We start from the raw sequence: 24,530 nt of genomic DNA on the forward strand, positions 1-24,530 counted from the left end.
GCCCGGGACCCGATCGGTCCCGGGCCTCTCGTGTCGTCGCGGGGTCCCCCGAGCGGGTGCAATCAACCGCTGCGCGCGACCCGGTGGTGTGTCGCCGATCACGCTCAGCTAGGAAGGAGCTCCCCGACACCGAGGAGTACCAGTGCCCTCTCGTGCCTGGCGGCGGACGACGACGTCCGCTGCTGCCGCATTCGCCGTGACCGCGACGCTCGCGGCCGCGGCCCCCTCCGCGCTCGCCGCCCCGAACAAGGCCGACCCGGTCTCGCTGTTCCCCTCCGACAGCCTCACGGTCGCCGACAAGGGTCAGCTGACCGGTCGCCGCGTGAACCTGCCGACGGCGAACTGCGGTGCGCCGATCAGCTGCGGGCTCACCGCGCAGCTCAACCAGCTCGACGGCTTCGACCTCGACCCGCGCATCGCCGTCCGCTTCGACGGGCCGGTCGACCCGGTCGAGGCCGCCGCGCGGATCACCCTGCAGGACGCGCACGGCGGCTGGCGCACCGGCGTCGACCGGGTGGTCTACGACCCGGCCACCACGACGCTGTACGCGCACCCCGAGCAGCAGCTCGCCCCCGGCACCACCTACAAGCTGCGCGTGCAGGGTGGGCCGGCGAACAAGTCCGCTCAGGACACCTTCACCACCATGAGCGCCACCGACGGCCTCCTGGACCTGCGCAAGCAGATCGACAGCGGCCGGGCGTTCAAGGACTCCGGCATCACCATGCCGGGGCTGCAGATCGACGGGGTCTTCCCGACCGCCGGCACCCTCGTGCAGCTGGTCGCCGACGTCACCGTCGGCGCACCCGACGCCGCTCCCACGACCGTCGGGTTCACCCAGGCCCCGGGGACCTACGTCTTCGGCTCCTACCTGGCGCCGAACTGGCTGCGCTCCGACGTGACGATCCAGCAGACGCCGACCCGCGACGCCGGGCCCACGGCGCTGGGCGCCGTCCGGCTGCCGTTCGTCGCCGTGCTCCCGGCCGGTCCCGCTCCCGCGGGAGGCTGGCCGGTCGCCGTCTTCGGGCACGGTTTCACGGGAAACGCCACGAACGTCATCACGGCGGCCAGCACGAACATGCAGCGTGGCATCGCCACGATCGGCACCAACGTGGTCGGCCACGGGTACGGTCCCGAGGGAGCGCTCCGGATCACCAGCGGCGGCAAGGTCACCACGCTGCCCTTCTACGGACGGGGCGTGGACCAGGACGGCAACCGCACGATCGGCAACACCGAGGGCTCCTCGGCCACCGGTGCCGCCACCGCGCAGTCCTCGCGTGACGCGCTGCGGCAGACCAGCGCCGACATCATGACGCTGATGCGCTCGCTGGGCGGCACCGACGTGGACGGGAACGGGACCGCCGACCTCTCCGGCACCGACGTCACCTACTTCGGGCAGAGCTTCGGTGGCATCTACGGCACCATGCTCACCGGCGCCGACCCGAAGGTCGCCCGCGCGGTGCTCAACGTGCCCGGTGGGCCGATCTCGGAGATCGCGCGGATCTCGCCGTCGTTCCGCCTGCTCACCACCCAGCAGCTCCAGGCCGCGAACCTGCTGAACAGCACCGACGCGACGCGGTCGTTCTTCCAGGAGCAGATCCCGCTGCGCGGCGAGGCCCCCGTGGTCGCGCCGGTGCCGGGCGCGCTCGCGATCCAGGACTACCTGGCGCGGGCGACGTGGCTGAGCCGCTCCGGGAGCCCGGAGACCTTCGCGCCGCTGATCGACGCCGAGCGGGTCCTGCTCCAGGTCGCGTTCGGTGACCAGACCGTGCCGAACCCGACGTCGTACACGCTGATCGACGCCGGGGACCTGTGGTCGCGCACCAGCCTGTACCGCAACGACCGGACGGCGAACGCGCGCAACAACCCGCACGGCTTCCTGCTCTCCGCGCTGCCCGCGGCGGCCGAGGGCAAGGAGCAGATCGCGGCATTCCTCGGCCGTGGCGAGGTCGTCGACCCGGATGCCGCCGGGAACGTGTGGGAGGTGCCGATCAGCGACCCGGCCCTGCTGCTCACGCTGAACTGGCCCGAGGGCACCCCGGTGCCGTCGCGCCGCTGATCGGCAGCAGGACGACGGAGGGGCCCGGAACCGTGACGGTTCTGGGCCCCTCTGCGTAACGTCTGCTCAGGCGCAACCCTTGCTCAGGCGGCGGCCCTCATGAGCTGGCGACGGACCTGCTTGCCACCGAAGGTCATGCGGGCCAGCTTGACGATCTGCGCCGGGGCGTTCTTCGGCGTCGTCTCCGCCAGCCAGCCGTTGGGCAGGGAGAGGCGGATGACCTTGTGCCACGCGCTTGCGACCTGCTTGTACAGCGGAGCGGAGTGATAGGTCAGCCCGTAGCGGTCGAAGACGTCCTTCACCTTCGGCGCGATCTCCGCGTACCGGTTGCTCGGGATGTCCGGGAACAGGTGGTGCTCCACCTGGTGGCTCAGGTTGCCGGTCATGATGTGCATGGCCTTGCTGCCCGAGATGTTGGCCGAGCCCAGCATCTGCCGGACGTACCACTCACCGCGGGTCTCGCCGTCGATGGAGGTCTTCTCGAAGGTCTCGACGCCCTCGGGGAAGTGCCCGCACATGATCACCGAGTGCGACCAGAGGTTGCGCACCACGTTGGCGGTGAAGTTGGCGACCAGGGTCGGCACGAACGAGGGGCCCGACAGGATCGGGTGCGCCAGGTAGTCCTTGGCCGCCTGGTTGCGGATCTTCTTCAGGACGTTCTTGGCATCGGCCCGGAACTTCGGGTTGCTGCGCCGCTTCTTGGTGGCCAGGTTCTTGCCCAGCTCGAGGTCGTAGGCGGCGATGCCGTACTCGAAGAAGCACGCGTTGATGAAGTTCCAGAGCGGCTGCGCCAGGTACATCGGGTGCCACTTCTGGTCCTCGTCGACGCGCATGATGCCGTAGCCGAGGTCGTTGTCCTTGCCGACGACGTTCGTGTACGTGTGGTGCAGCTCGTTGTGCGAGTGCTTCCACTGCTCGGCGGGGCTGGCCATGTCCCACTCCCACGTCGTGGAGTGGATCTTCGGGTCGCGCATCCAGTCCCACTGGCCGTGCAGGATGTTGTGCCCGATCTCCATGTTCTCCAGGATCTTGGCGACCGAGAGGCCGACCGTCCCGAGCACGAAGGCCGGCGGGAAGATCGAGGCCAGGAGGACGGCGCGGCTGCCGAGCTCGAGCTTGCGCTGCACGTCGATGACGGTGCGGATGTACTTCGCGTCGTTCTCGCCGAGGCTGTCGCGCACCTCCTGGCGGATGGTGTCGAGCTCCTTGCCGATGAGCTCGATGTCCTCCGCGCTCAGGTGGGCGATCGGGTTCTCGGGCTTCTTCTGGATGACGGTCATGGTGTCCGGCTCCTCTGGTTCAGCTGGATCAGTGGTCGATGGAGCAGGCGCCGGCGGGCGCGCTGATGCAGGTCTGGACGAGGACGCCGTCGCCGACGTCGTCCGCGGAGGTGATCTCGCCGTTGCGCAGGTCGCGGACCGCGCCCTCGCGGAGGGGGAGGACGCAGCCGTAGCAGATGCCCATGCGGCAGCCGCTCGGCATGAGGACGCCGGCCTCCTCGGCGGCGTCGAGGATCGGGGTGGTGCCCTCGACCTCGACGGTGGTGCCGTTCTTCGTGAAGCTGACCGCGCCGCCCTCACCGGCACCTGCCAGGACGCGGGGGCGGAAGCGCTCGGTGTAGAGCCGGTCGGCGATGCCAGCGGACTCCCAGTGCTCCTCCAGCGCCTCGAGCATGCCGACCGGCCCGCAGGCCCACGTCGCGCGCTCGTGCAGGTCGGGGACCAGCTCGGCGATGGACCGGGCGTCGAGCATCCCCGCGGTGTCGGTGTGCTGCTCGATCAGCGTGATCCGGCCCTCGGCCGCCATCTGCCGCAGCTCCTCGCCGAAGACGACGTCGTCGGCCGTGGGGGCCGAGTGCACGAGCACCGTGTCGGTGAGCTGGTCGGCGTGGTTGCGCAGGATGCCCATGACCGGCGTGATCCCGGACCCGGCGGTCACGAAGAGGGACTTGGCGGGCACCTCGACCGGCAGGCAGAACTCACCGGTGGCCTGGTCCAGCTGGACGATGGTGCCCGGCTGGACGCGGTGGACCAGGTGGTTGCTGACCTTCCCGTCGGGGATGGCCTTCACCGTGATGGTGAAGCAGCCGTCGGCGCGGCCGAGGACCGAGGTGATCGAGTAGGCGCGCCACTGGCGGACGCCGTCGATGTCGATGCCGATGCGCACGTACTGGCCGGGCACGTGCGGCAGCCAGTCACGGCCGGGGCGGATCAGGATCGTGGCGGCGTCCCGCGTCTCGGGGAACACGGCCTCGATGCGACCCCGCAGGGCCGCGCCGGAGCGCAGCGGGTCGAACAGGTCGAGGTAGTCGACCGGCAGCAGCGGGGTGGTGACCACCTCGGCGAGCTTCAGCACGCGGTCGCGCAGCGTGCTGCGGGCCGGGGAGGGCCGTGGCGTCGTCGCTGTCATGCATCCAGCTTTCCCAGCAGGAGAGCCAAATACCTGTGCTCTCGACGTGAATCGAGGGGTAGGTTCTGTTCGCTGAGGACAAAGGAGGCCGGACGGTGTCGGAGCTGCGGGGGTTCCCCGAGGCGGTCGCGGACGCGATGCGGGCGGAGTTGCCGCAGGTGGCGGAGCGCGCCGTCGAGGCGATCATCGTGGCGGTGCCCAGCTACGCCGACGCGTTCCAGGGGCCGATGGGCCGGAAGATCTCCAACGCCGTCGAGCTCACCCTGCGCGGCTTCCTCCAGCTGGCGGCCGCCGGTGGGACGGCCGATGCCGGCACCCCCGGTGGCCCGGTGGTCGAGGCCGCGTACGCGCTGGGGCGCGGGGAGGCGCGCAGCGGCCGCTCGATGGACGCGCTGCTGGCGGCCTACCGGGTGGGGGCGCGGGTCTCCTGGCGGGACATGAGCGCCACGGCGGTGGCGAACGGCCTCGGTCCGGAGTCGACGGCCCGGTTCGCCGAGCTGGTGTTCGCCTACATCGACCGTCTGTCGGCAGCCAGCGTGTCCGGCCACGCCGACGAGCTGGCCTCCAGCGGTCGCGCCCGGCAGCGGCTGCTCGAACGGCTCGCGCAGGGGCTGCTGCTGGGCAGCCCCCACGCGGAGCTGGTCGAGGCGGCCCAGCGCGCGGAGTGGGCACCGCCCCGCACGCTCACCGTCGTCGTCCTCCCCGCGGCACGCACGCAGGGGGCGCTGGTCTCGCTGGACGCGCGGACGCTGCGCTCCGTCGAGGAGGTGCCCGACGTGGAGCCCGAGGGCGAGCTCACCGTCCTCCTGGTGCCCGATGCCGACGGCCCGGCACGCCCGGCGCTGCTGCGCTCCCTGGAGGGCCGGGAGGCCGTCGTCGGCCCGGCCCGGCCCTGGTCGGAGGCGCACGCCTCCTACGCGCGCGTGCTGAGGGCCCTGCGGCTGGGGCTGCGGGCCGAGGAGCGCGCGCCGTTGGACACCGACGCCTGCCTGGCCGAGCTGGTCGTCCGCGCCGACGCCGAAGCCCTCGCCGACCTGCGGACACGGGTCCTGGCGCCGCTGGAGCGGCTCGGCGACACCGCACGGGAGAAGCTCACCGAGACGCTGCGCTCGTGGCTGCTGCACCACGGCCGGCGCGACCAGGTCGCTGCGGACCTCTTCGTCCACCCGCAGACCGTGCGCTACCGCATGACCCAGCTCCGCGAGCTGTACGGGGACCGGCTGGAGGACCCGCAGGCGGTGCTGGAGCTGACCATCGCCCTCGGGGTCGCCGACCGGCCCGAGCCGGCCGGCGACCGCGGCTGACAGCTGTCGGTGGCGTGCGGCAGGGTGACGCCGTGACCGTCGACCTCGGCGCGGCCGCCGACTTCCTCGCCGGAGCCGCCCGCGCACTGGACCGCCGTCGCTTCGAGCTGCTCTTCGCCGGCGGTGGAACGGCTCCGGTGCTGGCGGCGCTCGACGGCTACCGCAATCCCGACGGCGGCTACGGCTGGGGCCTCGAACCCGACCTCCGGTCGGCCACCAGCCAGCCCGGCGGCGCGCTGCACGCCCTGGAGACGCTCGCCGAGACCGGCGCCGACGGCCGCGACCGCGCGCTGGAGGTGTGCGACTGGCTGGCGTCGGTCACCCTTCGCGACGGCGGTCTGCCGTTCGCGCTCCCGATCCCCGATCCCGCCGCCTGCGCACCGTTCTGGGTCGGGGCCGACCCCACGCGGTCCTCGCTCCAGATCACCGCGGTCGTCGCGGCGACGGCGTACCGCGTGGCGGTGGCCGTGCCCGACGTGGCGGAGCACCTGTGGCTGCGGCGGGCGTCGTCGCACTGCTTCGACGCGATCGAGGAGCTACCGGCCGACGTGCACGCGATGGAGCTGGCGTTCGCGGTCCGGTTCCTGGACGCGGTGGCGACGGCCCGGCCGAGGATCGCGGAGGCCATGGTGGGCCTGGTGCGCTCGCACGTGCCGGCCGACGGGATGCTGCACGTCGCCGGTGGGGCGCCCGACGAGTACATGCGCCCGCTGGACTTCGCGCCGTTCCCCGGCGGCCCGGCGCGGTCGCTGTTCGCTCCCGAGGTGGTCGAGGCGGAGCTGGACCGGCTCGCGGCGGGGCAGCAGCCCGACGGCGGCTGGGCCGTGGACTTCGACAGCCACTCCTCCGCTGCGACGCTGGAGTGGCGTGGTCACCGCACCGTGGAGGCGCTCTCCCTCCTCCGGGCGAACTCTCGGCTCTGAGCGGCGTCTCGTAGCGCCCTCGCAGCCGGGTACCAGGGTTCTGCCAGGGACCGGGTCGACGTTCCCTCCTGTCCGGCCCACCGTGGGCCGGACAGGACAGGGGGACAGCATGAGCACCGACAACCCGCAGCAGCCGCAGCAGCCGGAGGTCGTCGAGCAGGCGATGGCGGCCGAACCGGCCCCGGCGCCGACCCGGCGGGCGCGGCTGCGGAGGGCCGTCGCCGCCCGCCGGCCCTCCCGGGCGACGCTGCGCCGCGGCGCGAAGCCGGCCGGCCTCGTGGCAGCCGGGCTGGTGGCCGGGCTGCTCCTCGGCCTGGGCGTGGGGTCCCTCGCCCACGACGGCGACGGTCGCCGGGATGCCGGCTACAGCGCCGAGGACGGGCGCGGCGGTCCGGGGCACCACGGAGGAGGGCCGGGCGCTCCGCACGGGGACGCCCCCGAGCGCGGTCACGACAGCGTGGACGGCGGGTCGACGGGCACCGCCTGACGTCGGGTCAGGCGGGGCGCAGGACCGCGACGAGGAACTCCGACTCCGGCGTGAACGGCCGGAGGTCCCAGGTGGACAGCAGCAGGTCGGGCACCCAGCCCTCGGCTCGAGCGTCGGTGAGGAACTCGCCGAAGTCGTAACCGCGTCCCGCGCCGAACCCGATCACCGCCCGGGACTCCTCGTGCACGTGGGCCCGCAGCCGCGCGAGCACCGTGCGCCGGGTGGAGGGGGCCAGGAACGCCATGACGTTCCCGGCGCTGACGATCGCGTCGAACTCCTCCCCCGGCAGGTCCAGCTCCGCCAGGTCGCCGACGAGCCAGCGCGGGCCGGGGTGGTCCTCCTCCGCGGCGGCGATCAGCACCGGGTCGACGTCGACACCGGTGACCTGGTGGCCCACCGAGGCGAGCCAGCCACCCACGCGGCCGGGGCCGCAGCCGGCGTCGAGCACCCGCGAGCCGCGCGGCAGCATCGCGTCGACCAGGCGGGCCTCCCCCACCAGGTCCACGCCCTGGGCGGCGAGGTCGCGGAACCGCTGCACGTAGGCCCGCGAGTGGTCGGGGTCCTCCTGGGTCATCCGCGTCCACGCGCTCGGCTCGGTCATGCCGGCCATTCTCGCCGACGCGTCAGCGGACCGGGACCTCGTCCACCAGCACCCCCGGGTTGAGGATCCCCGCCGGGTCCAGGGCCGCCTTCGCCGCGCGCAGGGCCAGGGCGAAGGGCTCCGGTCGCTGCCGGTCGTAGCCGGGCCGGTGGTCGCGGCCGACGGCGTGGTGGTGGGTGATCGTGGCGCCGAGCCGCCCCAGCACCTCCGACGCCGCCGTCTTCACGTCGTCCCACATGGCCACCTCCGAGCCGGGCCGCCCGGCGGCGATCACCGTGAAGTACGGCGCCGCGCCGTCGGGGTAGACGTGGGTGAACCGGCAGTTGACGTGGCCCTCGGCGCCGGTCACCTCGCGCACGGCGGCTCCCACCTGGGAGCGGACGGCCGAGTAGAGCTCCGCCACCCGGTCCCAGGTGCAGGCCGTCTCGAAGGTCTCCACGATCGCGCTCATCCGGGCCATCCCGTCGCGCACGTAGGGCATGCGCAGGAAGGTGCTCCGCCAGGCGTCGGCCGCGGCGTCGCGGCTCCCGTCGGCGACGGCCACCGTCCCGCCGTGCGCGCGGGCCAGGTCGGCCAGCTCGGCCAGCCGGCTCCCGACCGGCACGGCGGCGGACTCCACCCCGAGCACCAGCACCGCCTCGCCACCCGACGCGCCCGAGAGCGCCGCCTCGCCGGGGTCCAGCAGCCGGCAGTTGGCCGGATGGAGGGCGGCCTGGGCGATGGCCCGCACGGCGTCGATCGCCGCCGTCATCTCCGGGAAGGTCACCGAGGCCGACGCCTTGAACCGCGGGCGGTCCTGCAGCCGCATCCACGCCTCGGTGATGACGCCGAGCGTGCCCTCCGAGCCGAGGAAGAGCCGGTCGGGCGAGGGGCCCGCGCCGGAGCCCGGCAGCCGCCACGACTCGCTGACCCCGGCGGGGGTGACGACGCGCATCGACTCGACCAGGTCGTCGATGTGCGTGTGCAGGGTGGCGTAGTGCCCGCCGGCGCGCGTGGCCAGCCAGCCGCCGAGGGTGGAGAACTCGAAGCTCTGCGGGAAGTGCCGCAGGGTCAGGTCGTGCGGCCGCAGCTGCGCCTCCAGGGCCGGCCCCAGGGTGCCGGCCTGGATGCGGGCGGCCCGGCTGGTGCGGTCGATCTCCAGCACCTGGCCGAGGGTGGTGAGGTCCAGGGAGACCCAGGGACGGTCACCGCGGTACTCGACGCCGCCGACCACGGAGCTGCCGCCGCCGAAGGGAACCACGACCACACCGGCGCCGGCGGCCCAGTCGAGCAGGTCGACGACGTCGGTCTCGCTGTGCGGCAGGGCCACGGCGTCCGGGGCGCCACGCAGGTCCCCGTCGAGCGCCCGGACGACGTCGCGGTAGGCCTTGCCGAAGGTGTGCGCGGCGCGGACGTCGGGGTCGGTGGTGACCGGCAGCGCGGCGGGCGGGACGACCCGGGAGGGCGCCAGGATCAGGTCCCGCACCTCGGGGACGGCCCTCGGACGCTCGGGCAGGCCCGGGATGAGCCCGGCGAGCGCCACGCACTCGTCGTCGGGCAGGGCCCGGTCGGTCGTGCCCCAGCCCCACCAGGAGCGGGTCGCCGTCGCGGTCATCCGGGAGTCCTCCAGGGGGGTGGGTCGGCGGCGTGCAGCGCCGGGTCGTCGGCCGACAGCGTGCGCACCGGCCCGGGCGGCGTCAACGGCCCCTCGAAGCGGACGGTCACCCGGCCCAGGCCGCGGCCCCACACCCACCCGGCGCCGTGCTCGTCGTGCCGCACGTCCTGGCCCGGCCACCAACGTTTCTCCACCGGCAGCGCGACCGGCTCCGCGGCCCGCTGGATCTCCTGCTGGGGCTCGTCCGGGTCGTCGTCCTCGGCGAGCATCCCCTCGGCGAAGAGGTCGCCCTGGGCGTAGACGGACAGTCCCGAGACGCCGACTCCGAGCAGCCGCAGGCCGCCGGCGGTGCCGGCCTCGGTCAGCAGCCGGCGGGCCGTGGTGGCGATCAACCGCGGGTCGTCGGTCGGCTGGGGGAGGGTCTGGGAGCGGGTGAGGGTGGTGAAGTCGTAGCGGCGCAGCTTGAGCGTGACGGTGCGCCCGAGATCGCCCCCTTGCGCAGCCGCTCCCCCACCCGGGCGGCCATCGAGTCGATCTCCCGGCCCAGGACACCGACGTCGGTGAGGTCGCGCTCGAAGGTCTCCTCGTGCGAGACCGACTTGGCCTCCCGGTCGGGGACGACGGCCCGGTCGTCGTCGGCCCGCGCGAGGGCGTACAGGCCCGCGCCGTGCGCCCGGCCGGCGAGCGCCACCAGGTCGGGCAGCGAGCGGGCAGCGAGGTCGCCGACGGTCTTCACACCCACCTGGTGCAGCCGCTCGGCGGTGGCCGGGCCGACCCCGCCGAGCCGGGTGACCGGCAGCGGGTGCAGCACCTCCAGCTCCTGCCCGGGGGCGACGACGACCAGCCCGTTCGGCTTGTCGAGGTCCGAACCGATCTTGGCCATGAGCTTGGAGCTGCCGATGCCCACCGAGCCGGTCACCCCGCCCGTGGCCTCGGCGATGCGGTCCTTGAGGTCGCGGGCCAGGGCGGTGACACCCTCGACCGAGAGGTCGTGCGTGCCGGCGGCGGCCAGGTCGACGTAGGCCTCGTCGATCGACACCGGCTCCACCAGCGGCGAGAGCTCGCGCAGCAGGCCCATGACGACGTCGGACGTGCGCCGGTAGGCGGCGAACCGGCCGCCCAGGAACGCCGTGCCGGGTGGGCAGCGGCGGCGCGCCTCGGCGGTCGACATGGCCGACCTGGCGCCGTAGGCGCGGGCCTCGTAGGAGGCGGTGGCGACGACGCCGCGGCCACCGACGCCGCCGACGACGACCGGCCGGCCGCGCAGTGAGGGCTTGTCGCGCTGCTCGACCGCGGCGAAGAAGGCGTCGAGGTCGAGGTGCAGGATGCTCGCGGCTCCTCTCACGACCAGCGCCTCACCGCTCCATCATCCGCGTCGTCCGGGCGCACTAGGTTCCGGGCATGACGATCCTCGACGAGCAGGGCCGCCCCGAGCCGCCGATGGCGGGTGACGAGGTGTCGACCCTGCTGGGCTTCCTCGACTTCCACCGGGCCACGCTGGCGTGGAAGACGGCCGGCCTGGACGCCGACGCGCTGCGGGTCACGGTCGGTGCCTCGTCGATGAGCCTCGGTGGCCTGCTCAAGCACCTGGCCTACGTCGAGGAGACCTGGTTCGCCTGCCGGGTGCACGGCCTCTCCCGCAGCCCGGTCTGGGACGGCGTGGACTGGGAGAGCGACCCCGACCACGACTGGCAGTCGGCGGTGGCGGACTCCCCCGGTGAGCTGCGGACGCTGTGGGAGGACGCCGTGACGCGCTCGCGTCGGCTGGTCGCCGAGGCGTTGGCCGACGGCGGGCTGGACCGCCCGGCCGCCGTGGCGCTGCGGGACGGCCGGACCCCGACCCTGCGCTGGATCGTCGTCCACATGATCGAGGAGTACGCGCGGCACAACGGTCACGCGGACCTGATCCGCGAGTCGATCGACGGCGCGGTCGGCGAGTAGCGCTCAGGTCGCGGCGTCGACGATCGCCCGCGCCCTGTTCCAGGCGAAGCCGCAGTTGAGCCGGAAGATCTGCTGGCCCGTGGCCCGATCGGTGAAGTGGACCGTGGCGAGCAGCCCGGTCGTGTACGACAGCTGGACCGCGGCCCGGGGGAAGTCGATGACGAGCTCACCCACCGACGAGCCCATCTGCGGCTTGATGAACGCCGCGATCCGGAGGTCGGTCACGGCGACGTAGACCGGGGACGGCGTGCTCAGGCGCATCATGCCGACGCTGGTGACCGCGGCCACCGCGGTGCTCAGTGCCACGTTCGCCGCGATCCGCCGCCCCCCGCCGCCGGGCTTGAGCTGGGCGACGGTCACGTACCGGATCAGCTCGCCGGGCGGCAGCAGGTCCTGGATCCGCTGCCGCACCTTGTCCTTGACCGCCATGACGTCCTCCTCGCGTGGAACCCGCCCACCCATGGGAGCACGGAACGGGCGCCGGCATCGGCGCAGCGCTCAGGCGTCGGTGAGTGCGGCCCCGGGCAACCAGTCGGCGTCGAGCAGCTCGGCGATCTCCTGCAGCGACGCCGTGTCCGCGCCGGCCGTCGACCCGCTGACCGCCAGCCGCTCGACCATCACCTTCGCCACCTGCTCCTCCACCGTGTCGGCCGCGAAGGCGACCCGCCACGGCGAGGTCTTCCCGTCGCGGTGCGTCCGGCCGGTGACCTGCCGGGCCTGGATGCCGGAAAACCGCGGCTGGTGGAACAGGCCGACCCGCGGGTTCGCAGAGGCCGGCGACCCGTTCGGCAGGAGTTCCTCGGCGTGCAGGCTGATCGACGCCGTCACGGTGAAGACGCAGACCATCGCCTCGCCGCGCTGGAAGCGCAGCCGTTCGGCCTCGACGTCGAAGCGGTCGCGCCCGTAGATGCCGGCGACCGGGATCTTCGCGTCGAGCAGTGCCTCCCGGATCGGGTCGGCCGCCGTCTCGACGAACTCCACGGAGACGGCGACCTGGCGTTCGGCCTCCACCTGCGCCTTGATCCAGTCGACGGTCGCCTGCACGCGGATCAGCCCGGCCTTCTGCCGGAACCGGAGCAGCGCGGCCCGGCCGCGGGCGGTCTGCCGGCCGCGCCGGGCCAGCTGCATCTCCGCGCGGAACTCCGACCACTCCGCCTCGTACTGCGCGCGCTCGGCGGGGGTGAGCAGCACCGGCGTGCCGGTCACCGACACCGGTCCCCAGGGCGCCGGGCGGTGCAGCGTCGCGGGCGGGTGGGCATCGGCCAGCCAGGACTGCAGCCGCGCCAGGTCGGCGCGGCGCTCGTCGGCGTCCTCGGTCCACTGCCAGCCGTAGCGGCCACGTTCCACGTGGAACCCGTGCCGATCCAGCGCCGTGGGGAGGTCCGCCCACTCCTTGATCGACTCGCCGTGCCGGGCGGCGAACTCCGGCGCCAGGTAGGGCAGCTCCAGCGGGGTGTGCGCCGGGGTGGCCGTCGCGGCCAGGACGTAGGGGGTGTCCTTGACCCGCGCGGCACCGGAGACGGCCTTCCAGTGCTTCCAGCGCTGGGTGGTCGTGTGCCGCACCATGTGGGCCTCGTCGGCGACGACGACGTCGAACTTCTGCTTGGCCACCTTGCCGAGCCGGTCCCAGGTGGTGACGCACCAGCGCAGTCCGCCGTCGCCGAAGCCGGCGATCGAGCGCGCCCAGTGCGGGATGGTGATCGCGGCCGGCCGGTCGGCGATCACCAGGACCGTGCGCACCGGTCGCTGGGCGGCGATCTCGTGCACCGCGAGGATCGCCGTCCCGGTCTTGCCGACGCCCGGGTCGTCCCCGAGCAGGAAGACCCGGCCGCCGGCTGCGGCGTGCGCTGCGACCGCCTCGGCGCCGGTCTCCTGCGGCTCGCGGGGCACCAGGGCGGGGGTGACGGGCAGCGGGCGCGGGGTCTCGTTGAGCTCGTCCTCGAGGAAGCGTTCCAGGCTGTACGGCGGAGGGTCGTAGGGCGCGAGCTCGGCCGGCAGCGCGCGGCCGACCCACACGTGCGCCTGGAGCCCCGGGTGCCAGACGGCGCCGGGCGCCGGCGCGCGGAACGGCACGGCGAGCACCCACACCCGCTCCCCGGGGGCGGCCGTGGGCATCTCGGGAGCCGGCTTCTTCGCGGCGGGTCTCCGCGGCGCCGCCTTGCGGGCGCGGGTGTCGGTCGTCTTCGTGGCGGTGGTCTTGGTGCTGCGGTTGCTCGTGCTGCGCCGTCGTCCTGGCATGCGTCGGTACTCCCCCTCGTTCCCCGGCACGGTAAGCGGCGGGGACGACGACCCGTCTGATGGAATCGCCGGGTGACGGAGGAGACCGGCGCCGACGAACGCCTGGCGGCCCGCACGCTGGGCGAGGCGGGACCGCGCGTCGTGTTCGTGCACGGGCTGTTCGGCCAGGGCAAGAACTGGACCACGATCGCCAAGGGTCTGGCCGACGGTCACCGGGTCACGCTGCTCGACCTGCCCAACCACGGCCACTCGCCCTGGACGGAGCGGGTCGACTACCTGGACATGGCCGAGCTGGTCGCCGAGGAGCTGTCGTCGTTCGGCGAGCCGGTGACGCTCGTCGGGCACTCGATGGGCGGCAAGGTCGCGATGCAGCTGGCGCTGCGCCGCCCCGAGCTGCTGCGGGCGCTCGTCGTCGTGGACATCGCACCGGTCGAGTACCCGCTGCAGGGCGGGCGGACCGACGACGCCGACGAGGAGGCATCCCCCTTCGAGGAGTTCATCGCCGCTATGCGCGCGGTGGACCTGGAGTCGCTGAAGACCCGCGACGAGGCCGACGCCGCGCTGAAGGCCGCGGTGCCGAGCCGCATGGTGCGCAGCTTCCTGCTGCAGAGCCTGGTCCGGGAGGGCGTCGGCGCCGACGGGGGCTGGCGCTGGCGGCTGAACCTGGACCTGCTGGCGCGCGATCTGGGCGAGCTGCGCCGCTTCCCGGACCCGCCGCCCGGCGCCACCTACGACGGGCCGGTGCTCTGGATCGCCGGGGCGAACTCGCACTACGTGCTGCCGCGGGACCGCGAGCGCATGGACGAGCTGTTCCCGGCCGCCCGGCTGGTGCGGATCAAGAACGCCGGCCACTGGGTGCACTCCGAGCAGCCGGAGATCTTCCTGGAGACGCTGCGCCGCTTCCTGGACGCCGTCGAGTGACGGTCGCCCGGTCGCTGGTGCTGTTCGCCTTGGCGGCGCTGGCCGAGATCGGCGGTGCCTGGCTGGTCTGGCAGGGCGTGCGCGAGCACCGCGGCTGGGCGTGGATCGGCGCCGGGGTGATCGCGCTTGGGCTGTACGGGTTCGTCGCCACGCTGCAGCCCGACGCGAACTTCGGCCGGATCCTCGCCGCCTACGGCGGGGTCTTCGTCGCGGGCTCGCTGGCGTGGGGCATGGTCGTGGACGGCTTCCGCCCCGACCGGTACGACGTCGCGGGCGCGCTGATCTGCCTCGCCGGTGTCGCCGTGATCATGTACGCCCCGCGGGGCGCCTGACAGGACATGGCGCTCGATCTGGGTGGTGCGCTGGTTGCGAGACGCATCAAGTCCTATCGTCCCCAGGGCCATGGAGAACACGGGGGACATCTCACAGCTTGCCGCTGAGCAGCGGGCGTGCGTGCTGATCGACCGACAGCTACGGGCAGCCGGTTGGTCGGTCCAGGACCGTGGCGGGGCAGATCTGAGCCAGACGGGGGTCGCCATCCGCGAAGCCGTCATGGCGGCGGGCCACGGCCGGGCGGACTACCTGCTCTACGTGGACAAGCGCGCCGTGGGGGTCATCGAGGCCAAGCCAGAGGGGACGACGCTGTCCGGCGTCGAGTGGCAGTCCGCGCGGTACGCGGCCGGGCTGCCGCCGGCCGTGCGTCTCAAGGCGCTCACGCTGGACGACCGGCTGCCGTTCGTGTTCGAGGCGTCCGGCTCGGAGGTGCACCTCACCAACGGCTACGACCCGGTACCGCGGGCCCGGCGCGTGTTCAGCTTCCCGCGGCCAGAGACGCTGGCCCGCACGATCCGGCAGGCGGAGGCAGATCCGGCTGCTGCCACCTGGCGCGCGCGTGTGCGGTCGATGCCGCCGCTGATCACGGAGGGCCTGCGGCCGGCGCAGATCACCGCGATCGAGGGGATCGAGCGATCGCTGGCCGAACAGCGGTACAGCCGGTCGCTGGTCCAGATGGCCACCGGCGCCGGCAAGACGTACACCGCCGTGACGACCTGCTACCGACTGCTGAAGCACGGCGGCTTCCGGCGGATCCTCTTCCTCGTCGATCGGAACAACCTCGGTAGCCAGACCCTGGCCGAGTTCCAGAACTACGCCACACCGGACGACGGGCGGCGGCTGACCGAGATCTACAACGTGAACGCGCTGACCAGCGCCGGGATGCTCGACTCGTCCTCGATCGTCGTCTCGACGGTCCAGCGGGTCTACGCGGCGCTCAACGGTAAGACGGTCGAGGACATCGATGACCCGGGCGTGGACAACTACGTCCCGGACGCGCCGGTCGACGTCTCCTACAACCCGCAGATGCCGCCGGAGGCCTTCGACCTGGTCATCGTCGACGAGGCGCACCGGTCGATCTACGGCGTCTGGCGGGGCGTGCTCGAGTACTTCGACGCGCATATCGTGGGGCTCACCGCGACGCCGGTGAAGCAGACGTTCGGCTTCTTCCAGCAGAACCTGGTCTCGGAGTACACCTACGCCGAGTCCGTGGCGGACAACGTGAACGTCGACTTCGACGTCTACCGGATCAAGACCCAGATCTCCGACGCCGGAGCGACGATCGAGGCGGGCACGGTCATCCCGAAGGTCGACCGCCGGACGCGCGTGCAGCGGTACGAGTCCCTGGACGACGACGTCACGTACACCGCTACCCAGCTGGACCGAGCGGTGACGGCGAAGAACCAGATCCGCCTGGTGCTGGAGACGTTCCGGGATCGGTTGTTCACCGAGATCTTCCCGGGCCGCTCGACCGTGCCGAAGACGCTGATCTTCTGCAAGGACGACAACCACGCCGAAGAGGTCGTGACGGCGGTCCGCGAGGTGTTCGGCCAGGGGAACGACTTCGCAGCGAAGATCACCTACAACGCCAAGGACCCGAAGGGCGCGCTCAAGGCGTTCCGGACCTCGCCGACCCTCCGTGTGGCGGTGACCGTGGACATGATCGCGACCGGGACCGACGTCCGGCCGCTGGAGTGCGTGTTCTTCATGCGGGACGTGCGCTCGGCGTCCTACTTCGAGCAGATGAAGGGCCGCGGGTCCCGGACCATCGCCCCGACGGACTTCCAGCTGGTGACGCCGGACGCGGAGAACAAGATCCGGTTCGTGCTGGTGGACGCCGTGGGTGTCACCGAGCACCCGCACGTGGACGCGACGCCGCTGGAGCGGAAGAAGTCGGTCTCGCTCGGCCGGCTGCTGGACAAGGCCGGGATGTACGAGCTGGACGAGGACGAGACGGCGTCGCTGGCGTCCCGGCTTGCGAAGCTGGAGCTCGATCTCACCCCGGCGGAGCGCGCCGAGCTCGACGAGGTGGCCGGTGGGTCGATGCGGTCGATCGTCCAGGGGCTCGTGCACGCCGTGGACCCCGACGAGCAGGCCACGGCGATCGCTGCCCGACCCGACGACCCGGCGGGAGCGGTGCAGGACCTGCTCGATGCGGCGCTGGAGCCGCTGGTGTCGCGTCCGGAGCTGCGGGAGCGGATCAAGGAGCTGCGGCGCCAGCACGACCAGCTGATCGACGACGTGACGCCGGACGTGCTGCTCGATGCCGGTGGCGTCGTGGACACCGCGAAGGCGCGTTCCGTCGTGACGTCGTGGAAGGCGTACCTGGAGGAGAACCGCAGCGAGATCACGGCGCTGGAGCTGCTGTACTCGCAGCCCGGGGACAAGAGCGTGACGTTCACCGAGCTCCGCGAGCTGGCCGACCGGATCAAGCGCCCGCCGCACAACTGGACGCCGGACCTCATCTGGGCGGCCTACGAGGCGATCGAGGTCGGCAAGGTCACCCACGCCGACCGGCACACGGTGACGGATCTGGTGTCGCTCGTGAGGTTCACTCTGGGGGCCGACGACCGACTCGAGCCCTTCGCCACGAAGGTGACCGAGCGGTACCAGGCGTGGTTGGCGCAGCAGGAGCAGGCCGGAGCGGCCTTCACCGAGCGACAGCGCTGGTGGCTGGACCGGATGGCCGACGTGATCGCCGCGTCGGCCGGCATCACGGAGGACGACCTGGACAACGTGCCCTTCACCGAGCACGGCGGCGTGGACGGCTTGATCCGCGACCTCGGCGACAAGGCGGCCGTGTATCTCGCCGACCTCAACCGCGAGCTGACCGCGTGACGCTTCGTATTACGCCCGCAGAGATCGTCGCCAAGGCGGAGGCGTCTGGGCGTCCGGGTCTGCTTGCTACGGCACCGGGCTGGCCGCGCGTTCGGCTCGGCGATGTTGCGACCGTCGTGAACGGCGCGGCATTCTCTTCGCAATTCTTCAATATCGATGGCGACGGAATGCCGCTCATCCGGATTCGCGATGTCGGCGCTACCAGGATTGGTACTTGGTACAGCGGCCCCTGGGAGGAGCGGTATCGCGTCCGCCGGGGCGACCTCCTGGTCGGTATGGACGGTGACTTTCGTGTCACCACGTGGAAGGTTGAAGATGGCCTGTTGAATCAACGGGTCTGTCGCATCGACGTGGATGAAGAGCAGTACGATCGGCGATTCCTGGTATTGGTGCTGCAGGGGTATCTGGACGCAATCCAGAAGGCCACGTCTTCTACAACCGTGAAGCACTTGTCGTCCAGGTCCGTCGCAGACATCCCCTTGCCCCATCCGGACCTCACCCACCAGCGGCGCCTGGCCGACCTGATGGAGGACCACCTCTCCCGCCTCGACGCTGGCAACGACTACCTGCAGGCTGCCCGCCAGCGCTTGGACAACATGCGCAGGGCAGCCGTGTGGGACGCGCTGACCGGGTCCGATGCGCCAGGGGATCGCAACGTCACGCTGGCCCGTGCAGACACCGAGGACGGGGGCCTTCCTGCGCTGCCGCACGACTGGACCTGGACGCGCCTCGGTGACGTGGCGGACGTCGTCGGCGGCGTCACCAAGGACGCCAAGAAGGAGTCCGCGCCCGATGTCGTCGAGGTCCCCTACCTCCGCGTGGCCAACGTGCAGCGTGGGCGGCTGGACCTCGGCCACGTGACGGCGATCCGGGTGCCCCGGGCGAAAGCCGAGAGCCTGCGCCTCCTGCCAGGGGACGTCCTGCTCAACGAAGGTGGAGACCGCGACAAGCTCGGCCGGGGCTGGGTGTGGGAAGGCCAGATCGAGCACTGCATCCACCAGAACCACGTCTTTCGAGCCCGCGTCCGTGACGATCAGCTCGACCCCTATCTCCTCTCCTGGGCCGGCAACTACATCGGTGGCGCATGGTGCGAGCGAAACGGTCGGCAGAGCGTGAACCTCGCATCCATCAGCTTGTCGAAGATTCGCTTGATGCCCGTTCCGGTTCCACCTCGCCACCTGCAGGCGGTCATCCGTGGCCGCGTCGAGGCAGTGTTCGAATCGACCGCGCGGCTTGAAGCAGCACTCCTCACCGGCGAACGACGTGCGGTCGGCTTGCGCCGGGCGCTCCTCAACGCAGCCTTTTCGGGGCGGCTGACCGGCCGAAACACCGATAGCGACGTCGTCGAGGAGCTGGTTGAGGTGGCTTCGTGATCCCCGACTTCCAATCGCTGATGCGGCCGTTGCTGGAGGCGCTCAGCGACGGCTCGGTCCGGCGCACGCGGGATCTCGTGGACATCATGAGTGACCGGTTCGAACTCACCGATGAAGAACGGGCGGCGATGCTGCCCAGTGGACGACAGCGGCTCATGCACAATCGGGTGGGCTGGTCGATCACCCATCTCTTCCAGGCGGGCCTGCTGGAACGGCCGACGCGTGGGCACATCGTCATCACGGACTCGGGCCGCGAGGTGCTGGCCACTCATCCCGACCGAGTGGACATGTCCGTGCTCTACGGCTTCGAGTCCTACCGCGAGTTCCGCTCCCGGAGCAGCGCCCGGGAGTCCTCGGATGACGCGTCCGCCGCCGCCGAACCGCAGGCGGAGTCCGCTTCTCCACAAGACCTCCTCGCCCAGGCGGTCACCGAGAACCGCGCCGCGGTCGAGGGTGAGCTGCTCAAGCGCGCCCTGGCGCTCTCCCCCACCGAGTTCGAGCGTCTCGTCGTCCGGCTGCTGGAACGGATGGGCTATGGCCGGGCCGGCGCGGTGGAGCATTCAGGGCGCAGCGGTGACGCGGGCATCGACGGGATCATCAGCCAGGACCCGCTCGGGCTCGACCGCATCTACCTCCAGGCCAAGCGCTACGCGCCCGACCAGTCGGTGCAGCGTCCCGCTATCCAGGGATTCGTCGGCGCCCTCATGGGCGCGCAGGGCGACCGAGGCGTCTTCATCACTACCAGCAGCTTCTCGGGCGGTGCCCGTACCGAAGCCGAGCGCGTCAACGCACGCATCGAGCTCATCGACGGGCAGCGGCTTGCCGAGCTCATGCTGCGGCACGGCGTGGGTGTGCAGGCAGAGGTCACCGTGACGCTGCACCAGCTCGACGAGGACTTCTTCGAGTCCCTGTGAGCACCAGGCGGCCGAGCCGCCGGTGGATCAGGGGCCGGCCCGACTGAGGACTTCCGTCCCATCCGGCCGGTACGTGTGCCAGCGGCCGGTGCCGGGATCTCGGCGGATGGTGAAGCCACCCTCGTGGCAGCTCGTGTGGTGGCGCTCGCAAAGAAGAGCGCCGTTGTCGCAGCTGGTCGGGCCCCCGTGCGCCCAGTGGACGACGTGGTGGACGTCGCACCACTCCGGCGGGGCGTCGCAGCCGGCGAAGACGCAGTGCCCGTCGCGGAGCTCGATAGCTCGGCGGATCGCCGCGCTCGCGGTCCGCTGAGCGCGGCCGACGTCTAGCGGCAGGCCGTCGGGGCCGGTGATGATCCGGACGACGCTGGCGTCGCAGGCCAGCCGCCGCGCCGTCTCCGGGTTGATCGGACCGGCCCAGCCGAGCGAGCCACCCGAGACGCCGGGGGCACCACGCTCGGCGCACAGGGCGAACCAGTCGATCGTCACCCGCACGTGCGGCCGCTCGCCCCGCACGGCGGGCAGCGAGCCGCCGACGAGGGCCCCGCGAGCCAGCGCGACCAGCGCCTCGCCCTGCCGCTCGGCGTGGGAGCGGAGATCGCCGGCAGGGCGGTCGCCGTTCATGAGGGCGCCGAGAGCGGTGTGTAGGCACTCGCCGCCGGTGGCATCGAGCTCGCCCCGCAGGTACACGCGCCCGTCCATGCCCGTGGCCATGGTGAACCGCCGGCGGACGTCGGCGGCGTCGTCGAGGCTGCCGTCCGGGTCGACGCCGGCGACCCACGCCTTCACGCCGCGGGCCGTCTCGTGCGGAGCCGTCGCCCGGGCCAGCCCGGCCAGGATGGCGTCGGTCTCGCCGAGGTCGACCCCCGCCTCCGCCGCCTTGGCCATTCGTCCCGGCGTCAGGGCCTTCGTGATGACCCGGGCGTGCGCGGCGCTGATCGCTCCGTCGGCGAACGCGCCCGCGGTCTCCGGCAGATGCTCGAGCCGCCGCCCCGTGGAGACCGTCGCCGTCGCCTGCTCCGGCGCCATCCGGCAGCTGCCGCGCAGCCAGGCCTTCATGGACACCGCGCCGTCGAGGCAGTAGGCCTCACGGCGGTCCGCGGCGCGGACGGCCGAGGTGAGCGCCGCCGCGACGCGGTTGGCCGCGGTGCTCAGTTCCCCGACGAGGTCGAGCAACGTGTCGTCCGACAGCTCGGCGAGGTCGACGCCGGCCAGCTGGTCCAGGGCGGAACGGAGCTCGGACACGTGCTCGCTTCCCTCCTGAACGGCTTCACCGACACCCCAACCCTAAATGGGGGGTCTGACAGAAAAGCCCAGCTCAGAGCGGCTACGAGAGGATTGCGTCAACGAATCCTGAGCCGCTCTGCAGACGCCCCGACGCGCCGGGCCGCCCACCTCGGGGAGACACCCGTGCAGCGTGCGAGCATCGACCCGACGCGGGGAGAACGCCCGCCGACGCGGGGAGAGCAGTGACCGAGGCACGGCGGCTCGTCGACAAGCTGTGGAGCTACTGCAACGTCCTGCGCGACGACGGCGTCTCCACCATCGAGTACACCGAGCAGCTGACCTACCTGCTCTTCCTCAAGATGGCCCACGAGCGCGAGACCCGGCCGCTCAAGCCCGAACGCATCGTCCCGGCGCACTGCTCGTGGCAGCGCCTGCTCGATGCCGACGGCGACGAGCTGGAGCTGACCTACCGGCACATCCTCGAGGACCTCGCCCGCCAGCCCGGCGTCCTGGGCGTCGTCTTCCGCAAGGCGCAGAACCGGATCCAGGACCCGGCGAAGCTCAAGCGCCTCATCGTCGACCTGATCGACAAGGAGAACTGGTCGGCGTCGGGCACCGACATCAAGGGCGATGCCTACGAGTCGCTGCTGGCCAAGGGCGCCGAGGACATCAAGTCCGGCGCCGGCCAGTACTTCACGCCCCGGCCGCTCATCGAGGCCATGGTCGACTGCCTCCAGCCGAATGCCGCGGACACGGTCATCGACCCCGCGGCCGGCACCGGCGGCTTCCTCCTGGCCGCCCACGACTACGCCTCGAAGCACGCCCAGGACATGACGCCGGAGGAGCGCGACCACCTGCGGGACGGCTTCGCGCACGGTGTCGAGCTGGTCGACGGCACCGCCCGGCTGGCCGCGATGAACCTCATCCTGCACGGCATCGGCAAGCCCAGCGGGCAGAGCCTCATCGAGGTGAAGGACGCGCTGCTCGCGGACCCGGGTCAGCGGTACTCCGTCGTCCTCTCCAACCCGCCGTTCGGGCGGAAGAGCTCGATCACGATGGTCGGCGCCGACGGCCGTGAGGCGCGCGAGGACCGGGAGATCGAGCGGGCCGACTTCGTCGTCACCACGGCGAACAAGCAGCTCAACTTCCTGCAGCACATCGCGACGATCATGAAGATGTCCGGCCGGGCGGCCGTGGTCCTGCCCGACAACGTCCTCTTCGAGGGCGGCGCCGGCGAGACGATCCGCAAGAAGCTGCTGCGCGACTACGACGTGCACACCTTGCTGCGCCTGCCGACCGGCATCTTCTACGCGCAGGGCGTGAAGGCGAACGTGCTGTTCTTCGACAAGAAGCCGGCCGCCGACCACGCGTGGACCGAGAAGCTGTGGGTCTACGACCTGCGGACCAACCAGCACTTCACGCTCAAGCAGAACCCGCTGCGGCGCAGCCATCTCGACGAGTTCGTCGAGTCGGTCCGGCCCGGCCGTCCGCGCACGGAACGGGTCGAGAGAGAGCGCTTCCGTGCCTTCACCTACGACGAGATCGTCGCCCGCGACAAGGCCAACCTCGACATCACCTGGCTGAAGGACGCCTCCCTGGAGGACCTCGACGACCTCCCAGCTCCCGAGGTCATCGCCCGGGAGATCGTCGACGACCTCACCGCAGCGCTCGCCGAGTTCGAGGCTGTCGCGCTGGCGCTGGAGGAGGCTGGCGGCTCGACCGCAGAGGCAAGCCTGGAGGTCTGAGTGGTCCGCTGACATCCTGCGGGCATGCGGCAGGAGTCGGTGGTGCACCGTCCCCACCCCGCCCTGCGCCCGTACGTCGCCGCGGCCGTCGGCTACCGCCACGAGGGCTTCCCACCCGGGGAGCACCTCGGCCTCCCCTCCCCCTGGCCGACCCTGGTCGTCACCCTCGACGAGCCCCTCGTCATGGCCGCGCACCCCGACCCCACCCATGCGCCGGGCAGCTTCGAGGCCCTGGTCGGAGGCCTGCACACCCGGCCAGCCCGGATCGCCCACGCCGGCCGGCAGTCCGGCATCCAGCTCTCCCTCACCCCCGCCGGCGCCCGGGCGCTGCTTGGCGTCCCCGCCGGCGCCCTGGCGTCGCTCGACTGCCCGCTCGAGGAGCTGCTGGGCGCCCGCGGACGGGAGGTGGTCGAGCGGATCCGCGCCGCCGACGACTGGCCCGGCCGGTTCGCCGCCCTGGACGCGGTGCTCCTCCGGGACCTCCGGGACGACGACGTCTCAGCGCCCGAGCTGGCCGAGGCGTGGCGGCTGACGACGGCGGCCCACGGCCGGCTGCGGGTGTCAGAGGTCGCCGCCCGGATCGGCTGGTCGCCGCGGCACCTGGAGCAGCGGTTCCGCGCCGAGACCGGGCTCGCGCCCAAGGAGGCCGCACGCGTCGTCCGGTTCGACCGGGCCCGCCGAGCGCTGGCCGGCCGGGTGTCGGCCGGGCGCCCGGCCGACCTGGCCGGGCTGGCCGCGGCCGCGGGCTTCGCCGACCAGGCGCACCTGACCCGCGAGTGGCGGGCGTTCTCCGGCTTGCCGCCCACCCGCTGGCTGGCCGCCGAGTTCGGATACGTCCAAGACACCGCGGCCCTCGACGCGGCACTCTCCGCATCATGACGACTCCCACGCCTACCGTCTGGCCGGCGTTCCGTGCGGCCGACGCGCCCGCACTGATCCGCTGGCTGGTCGACGTCCTGGGTTTCACCGAGACCCTCGTGGTCCGTGACGGCGACCTGGTGGTGCACGCCGAGCTCGCCTGGCCGCCCGGCGGGGGCGTCATGCTCGGCTCGGTCCGCGACGACGGGAACTGGCACGCGCAGACCGCCGGCGCCTACCTCGTCACGGACGACGTCGAGACCGTCTGGGCGCGCGCGCAGGACGCCGGAGCGGAGGTCCTCCGCCCGCTGCACTCCCCGGACCACGGAGGGCAGGAGTTCTCCGTGTGCGACCCCGAGGGCAACAACTGGAGCGTGGGCAGCTATCGCGGGGCGCCGAGGCCGTGACGCCTGACGACGTCCGGACCATCGCGCTCGCCCTGCCCGAGGTGACCGAGGGCGATCACCACGGCCATCCCGCCTACCGGCTCGGGACCAGCGTCCTGGCCACGCAGTGGACCACCGCCCAGCTCAACGTGCTGCTCGACGAGTCCGCCGCTCGCGCCGCCGAGGGCGGCCCGTGCGCGCTGCTCTGGTGGGGCCAGCGGCTCTCCGGCATCCAGGTCGACCTGACCGAGGCGACGCCGGAGCTCGTCGCAGACCTCCTGGAGGAGGCCTGGGCGCGGCCGGCCCCGGCCCGGCTGCGGCGCCGACACCACCCGGAGGGCTGACCCGCCGGTCGCGAGAGGCGCCGGCGCCAGCCAAGATCAGC

Annotated in this window: 21 protein-coding genes and 1 pseudogene; 14 read left to right on the plus strand and 8 right to left on the minus strand. The window is 72.4% G+C overall.

Annotation, left to right across the window (positions count from 1 at the left end; genetic code table 11):
- The first annotated feature begins 142 nt into the window (after nt 1-142).
- Nucleotides 143-2,056, plus strand: coding sequence for a hypothetical protein (locus tag DQ237_RS04340; RefSeq protein WP_147251740.1), 1,914 nt, complete (start codon nt 143-145; stop codon nt 2,054-2,056).
- Between the two features lie 83 nt (nt 2,057-2,139).
- Here the strand turns inward: DQ237_RS04340 and DQ237_RS04345 are convergent, their stop codons facing one another.
- Nucleotides 2,140-3,336: an acyl-CoA desaturase gene (locus DQ237_RS04345; RefSeq protein ID WP_113797580.1), complete on the minus strand. Its 1,197-nt coding sequence runs from the start codon at nt 3,334-3,336 to the stop codon at nt 2,140-2,142.
- 28 nt (nt 3,337-3,364) lie between these two features.
- Nucleotides 3,365-4,465 (minus strand): ferredoxin reductase, encoded by a 1,101-nt coding sequence (locus DQ237_RS04350; protein ID WP_113797582.1) that lies wholly within the window; start codon nt 4,463-4,465, stop codon nt 3,365-3,367.
- A 95-nt stretch (nt 4,466-4,560) separates the two neighbouring features.
- Here DQ237_RS04350 and DQ237_RS04355 point away from each other — a divergent pair, with 95 nt between their 5' ends.
- The 3 genes from DQ237_RS04355 (at nt 4,561) to DQ237_RS04365 (ending at nt 7,179) form a co-directional block, all read left to right on the plus strand.
- On the plus strand, nt 4,561-5,769 hold the full coding sequence (locus DQ237_RS04355) for a CdaR family transcriptional regulator (RefSeq protein ID WP_240619407.1): 1,209 nt from the start codon (nt 4,561-4,563) through the stop codon (nt 5,767-5,769).
- A 32-nt stretch (nt 5,770-5,801) separates the two neighbouring features.
- Complete coding sequence (locus tag DQ237_RS04360; RefSeq protein WP_113798486.1) at nt 5,802-6,692, plus strand: hypothetical protein; 891 nt, start codon at nt 5,802-5,804, stop codon at nt 6,690-6,692.
- Nucleotides 6,693-6,801: 109 nt separating this feature from the next.
- On the plus strand, nt 6,802-7,179 hold the full coding sequence (locus tag DQ237_RS04365; protein ID WP_113797584.1) for a hypothetical protein: 378 nt from the start codon (nt 6,802-6,804) through the stop codon (nt 7,177-7,179).
- A 7-nt stretch (nt 7,180-7,186) separates the two neighbouring features.
- Here the strand turns inward: DQ237_RS04365 and DQ237_RS04370 are convergent, their stop codons facing one another.
- The 3 genes and pseudogenes from DQ237_RS04370 to DQ237_RS04380 form a co-directional block, all read right to left on the minus strand.
- Entirely contained in the window at nt 7,187-7,780 is a 594-nt protein-coding gene (locus tag DQ237_RS04370) for a bifunctional 2-polyprenyl-6-hydroxyphenol methylase/3-demethylubiquinol 3-O-methyltransferase UbiG (protein WP_113798488.1), read from the minus strand.
- A 22-nt stretch (nt 7,781-7,802) separates the two neighbouring features.
- The gene (locus tag DQ237_RS04375; RefSeq protein WP_113797586.1) at nt 7,803-9,374 is read right to left on the minus strand and encodes an FAD-binding oxidoreductase; all 1,572 of its coding nucleotides are present in this window, start codon (nt 9,372-9,374) and stop codon (nt 7,803-7,805) included.
- A pseudogene (locus DQ237_RS04380) lies at nt 9,371-10,719 on the minus strand (DNA polymerase IV). Before DQ237_RS04380 ends, DQ237_RS04375 begins: the two are co-directional and overlap by 4 nt.
- A 56-nt stretch (nt 10,720-10,775) precedes the next feature.
- Between DQ237_RS04380 and DQ237_RS04385 the strand changes: the two are divergent.
- Entirely contained in the window at nt 10,776-11,315 is a 540-nt protein-coding gene (locus DQ237_RS04385) for a DinB family protein (RefSeq protein ID WP_113797587.1), read from the plus strand.
- Nucleotides 11,316-11,318: 3 nt separating this feature from the next.
- On the opposite strand, the gene DQ237_RS04390 is transcribed toward DQ237_RS04385, so the two are convergent.
- Both DQ237_RS04390 and DQ237_RS04395 read right to left on the minus strand, forming a co-directional pair.
- Nucleotides 11,319-11,744: a hypothetical protein gene (locus DQ237_RS04390; RefSeq protein WP_113797589.1), complete on the minus strand. Its 426-nt coding sequence runs from the start codon at nt 11,742-11,744 to the stop codon at nt 11,319-11,321.
- Between the two features lie 69 nt (nt 11,745-11,813).
- Entirely contained in the window at nt 11,814-13,553 is a 1,740-nt protein-coding gene (locus DQ237_RS04395; RefSeq protein WP_113797591.1) for a helicase, read from the minus strand.
- A 72-nt stretch (nt 13,554-13,625) separates the two neighbouring features.
- Between DQ237_RS04395 and DQ237_RS04400 the strand changes: the two genes are divergently transcribed.
- The 5 genes from DQ237_RS04400 (at nt 13,626) to DQ237_RS04420 (ending at nt 19,932) form a co-directional block, all read left to right on the plus strand.
- A complete protein-coding gene (locus tag DQ237_RS04400; RefSeq protein WP_113797593.1) occupies nt 13,626-14,474 on the plus strand; it encodes an alpha/beta fold hydrolase in 849 nt (282 codons plus the stop codon).
- Nucleotides 14,471-14,806, plus strand: a complete 336-nt coding sequence (locus tag DQ237_RS04405; protein WP_113797594.1) for a YnfA family protein — start codon at nt 14,471-14,473, stop codon at nt 14,804-14,806. Before DQ237_RS04400 ends, DQ237_RS04405 begins: the two co-directional genes overlap by 4 nt.
- A gap of 121 nt (nt 14,807-14,927) precedes the next feature.
- Nucleotides 14,928-17,645, plus strand: a complete 2,718-nt coding sequence (locus tag DQ237_RS04410) for a DEAD/DEAH box helicase family protein (RefSeq protein WP_166509494.1) — start codon at nt 14,928-14,930, stop codon at nt 17,643-17,645.
- On the plus strand, nt 17,642-19,018 hold the full coding sequence (locus DQ237_RS04415; RefSeq protein WP_113797598.1) for a restriction endonuclease subunit S: 1,377 nt from the start codon (nt 17,642-17,644) through the stop codon (nt 19,016-19,018). The genes DQ237_RS04410 and DQ237_RS04415 overlap by 4 nt, the downstream gene beginning before the upstream one ends.
- A complete protein-coding gene (locus DQ237_RS04420) occupies nt 19,015-19,932 on the plus strand; it encodes a restriction endonuclease (protein WP_113797600.1) in 918 nt (305 codons plus the stop codon). The genes DQ237_RS04415 and DQ237_RS04420 overlap by 4 nt, the downstream gene beginning before the upstream one ends.
- A 27-nt stretch (nt 19,933-19,959) precedes the next feature.
- Here DQ237_RS04420 and DQ237_RS04425 read toward each other — a convergent pair whose 3' ends face one another.
- A complete protein-coding gene (locus tag DQ237_RS04425; protein WP_113797602.1) occupies nt 19,960-21,174 on the minus strand; it encodes an HNH endonuclease signature motif containing protein in 1,215 nt (404 codons plus the stop codon).
- A gap of 224 nt (nt 21,175-21,398) precedes the next feature.
- Here DQ237_RS04425 and DQ237_RS04430 point away from each other — a divergent pair, with 224 nt between their 5' ends.
- From DQ237_RS04430 to DQ237_RS04445, 4 genes are read left to right on the plus strand one after another with little or no spacing between them, the layout of a single operon-like run.
- Entirely contained in the window at nt 21,399-22,901 is a 1,503-nt protein-coding gene (locus DQ237_RS04430) for a class I SAM-dependent DNA methyltransferase (protein ID WP_113797604.1), read from the plus strand.
- A gap of 24 nt (nt 22,902-22,925) precedes the next feature.
- Nucleotides 22,926-23,780: a helix-turn-helix domain-containing protein gene (locus DQ237_RS04435; RefSeq protein ID WP_113797606.1), complete on the plus strand. Its 855-nt coding sequence runs from the start codon at nt 22,926-22,928 to the stop codon at nt 23,778-23,780.
- Nucleotides 23,777-24,166, plus strand: a complete 390-nt coding sequence (locus DQ237_RS04440; RefSeq protein ID WP_113797608.1) for a VOC family protein — start codon at nt 23,777-23,779, stop codon at nt 24,164-24,166. The genes DQ237_RS04435 and DQ237_RS04440 overlap by 4 nt, the downstream gene beginning before the upstream one ends.
- Nucleotides 24,163-24,489: an MmcQ/YjbR family DNA-binding protein gene (locus tag DQ237_RS04445; RefSeq protein WP_113797610.1), complete on the plus strand. Its 327-nt coding sequence runs from the start codon at nt 24,163-24,165 to the stop codon at nt 24,487-24,489. The genes DQ237_RS04440 and DQ237_RS04445 overlap by 4 nt, the downstream gene beginning before the upstream one ends.
- Nucleotides 24,490-24,530: the final 41 nt, after the last annotated feature.

The sequence above is a fragment of the Blastococcus sp. TF02-8 genome (genome assembly GCF_003319175.1).
In the GTDB taxonomy this organism is placed as follows: Bacteria; Actinomycetota; Actinomycetes; order Mycobacteriales; family Geodermatophilaceae; genus Blastococcus.

Bases quoted from the DNA above. Each gene is read 5' to 3' on its own strand.
- DQ237_RS04345 (WP_113797580.1), bottom strand. From the start codon at position 3,336: ATGACCGTCATCCAGAAGAAGCCCGAGAACCCGATCGCCCACCTGAGC.
- DQ237_RS04350 (WP_113797582.1), bottom strand. From the start codon at position 4,465: ATGACAGCGACGACGCCACGGCCCTCCCCGGCCCGCAGCACGCTGCGC.
- DQ237_RS04370 (WP_113798488.1), bottom strand. From the start codon at position 7,780: ATGACCGAGCCGAGCGCGTGGACGCGGATGACCCAGGAGGACCCCGAC.
- DQ237_RS04365 (WP_113797584.1), top strand. From the start codon at position 6,802: ATGAGCACCGACAACCCGCAGCAGCCGCAGCAGCCGGAGGTCGTCGAG.
- DQ237_RS04390 (WP_113797589.1), bottom strand. From the start codon at position 11,744: ATGGCGGTCAAGGACAAGGTGCGGCAGCGGATCCAGGACCTGCTGCCG.
- DQ237_RS04440 (WP_113797608.1), top strand. From the start codon at position 23,777: ATGACGACTCCCACGCCTACCGTCTGGCCGGCGTTCCGTGCGGCCGAC.
- DQ237_RS04395 (WP_113797591.1), bottom strand. From the start codon at position 13,553: ATGCCAGGACGACGGCGCAGCACGAGCAACCGCAGCACCAAGACCACC.
- DQ237_RS04385 (WP_113797587.1), top strand. From the start codon at position 10,776: ATGACGATCCTCGACGAGCAGGGCCGCCCCGAGCCGCCGATGGCGGGT.
- DQ237_RS04375 (WP_113797586.1), bottom strand. From the start codon at position 9,374: ATGACCGCGACGGCGACCCGCTCCTGGTGGGGCTGGGGCACGACCGAC.
- DQ237_RS04435 (WP_113797606.1), top strand. From the start codon at position 22,926: ATGCGGCAGGAGTCGGTGGTGCACCGTCCCCACCCCGCCCTGCGCCCG.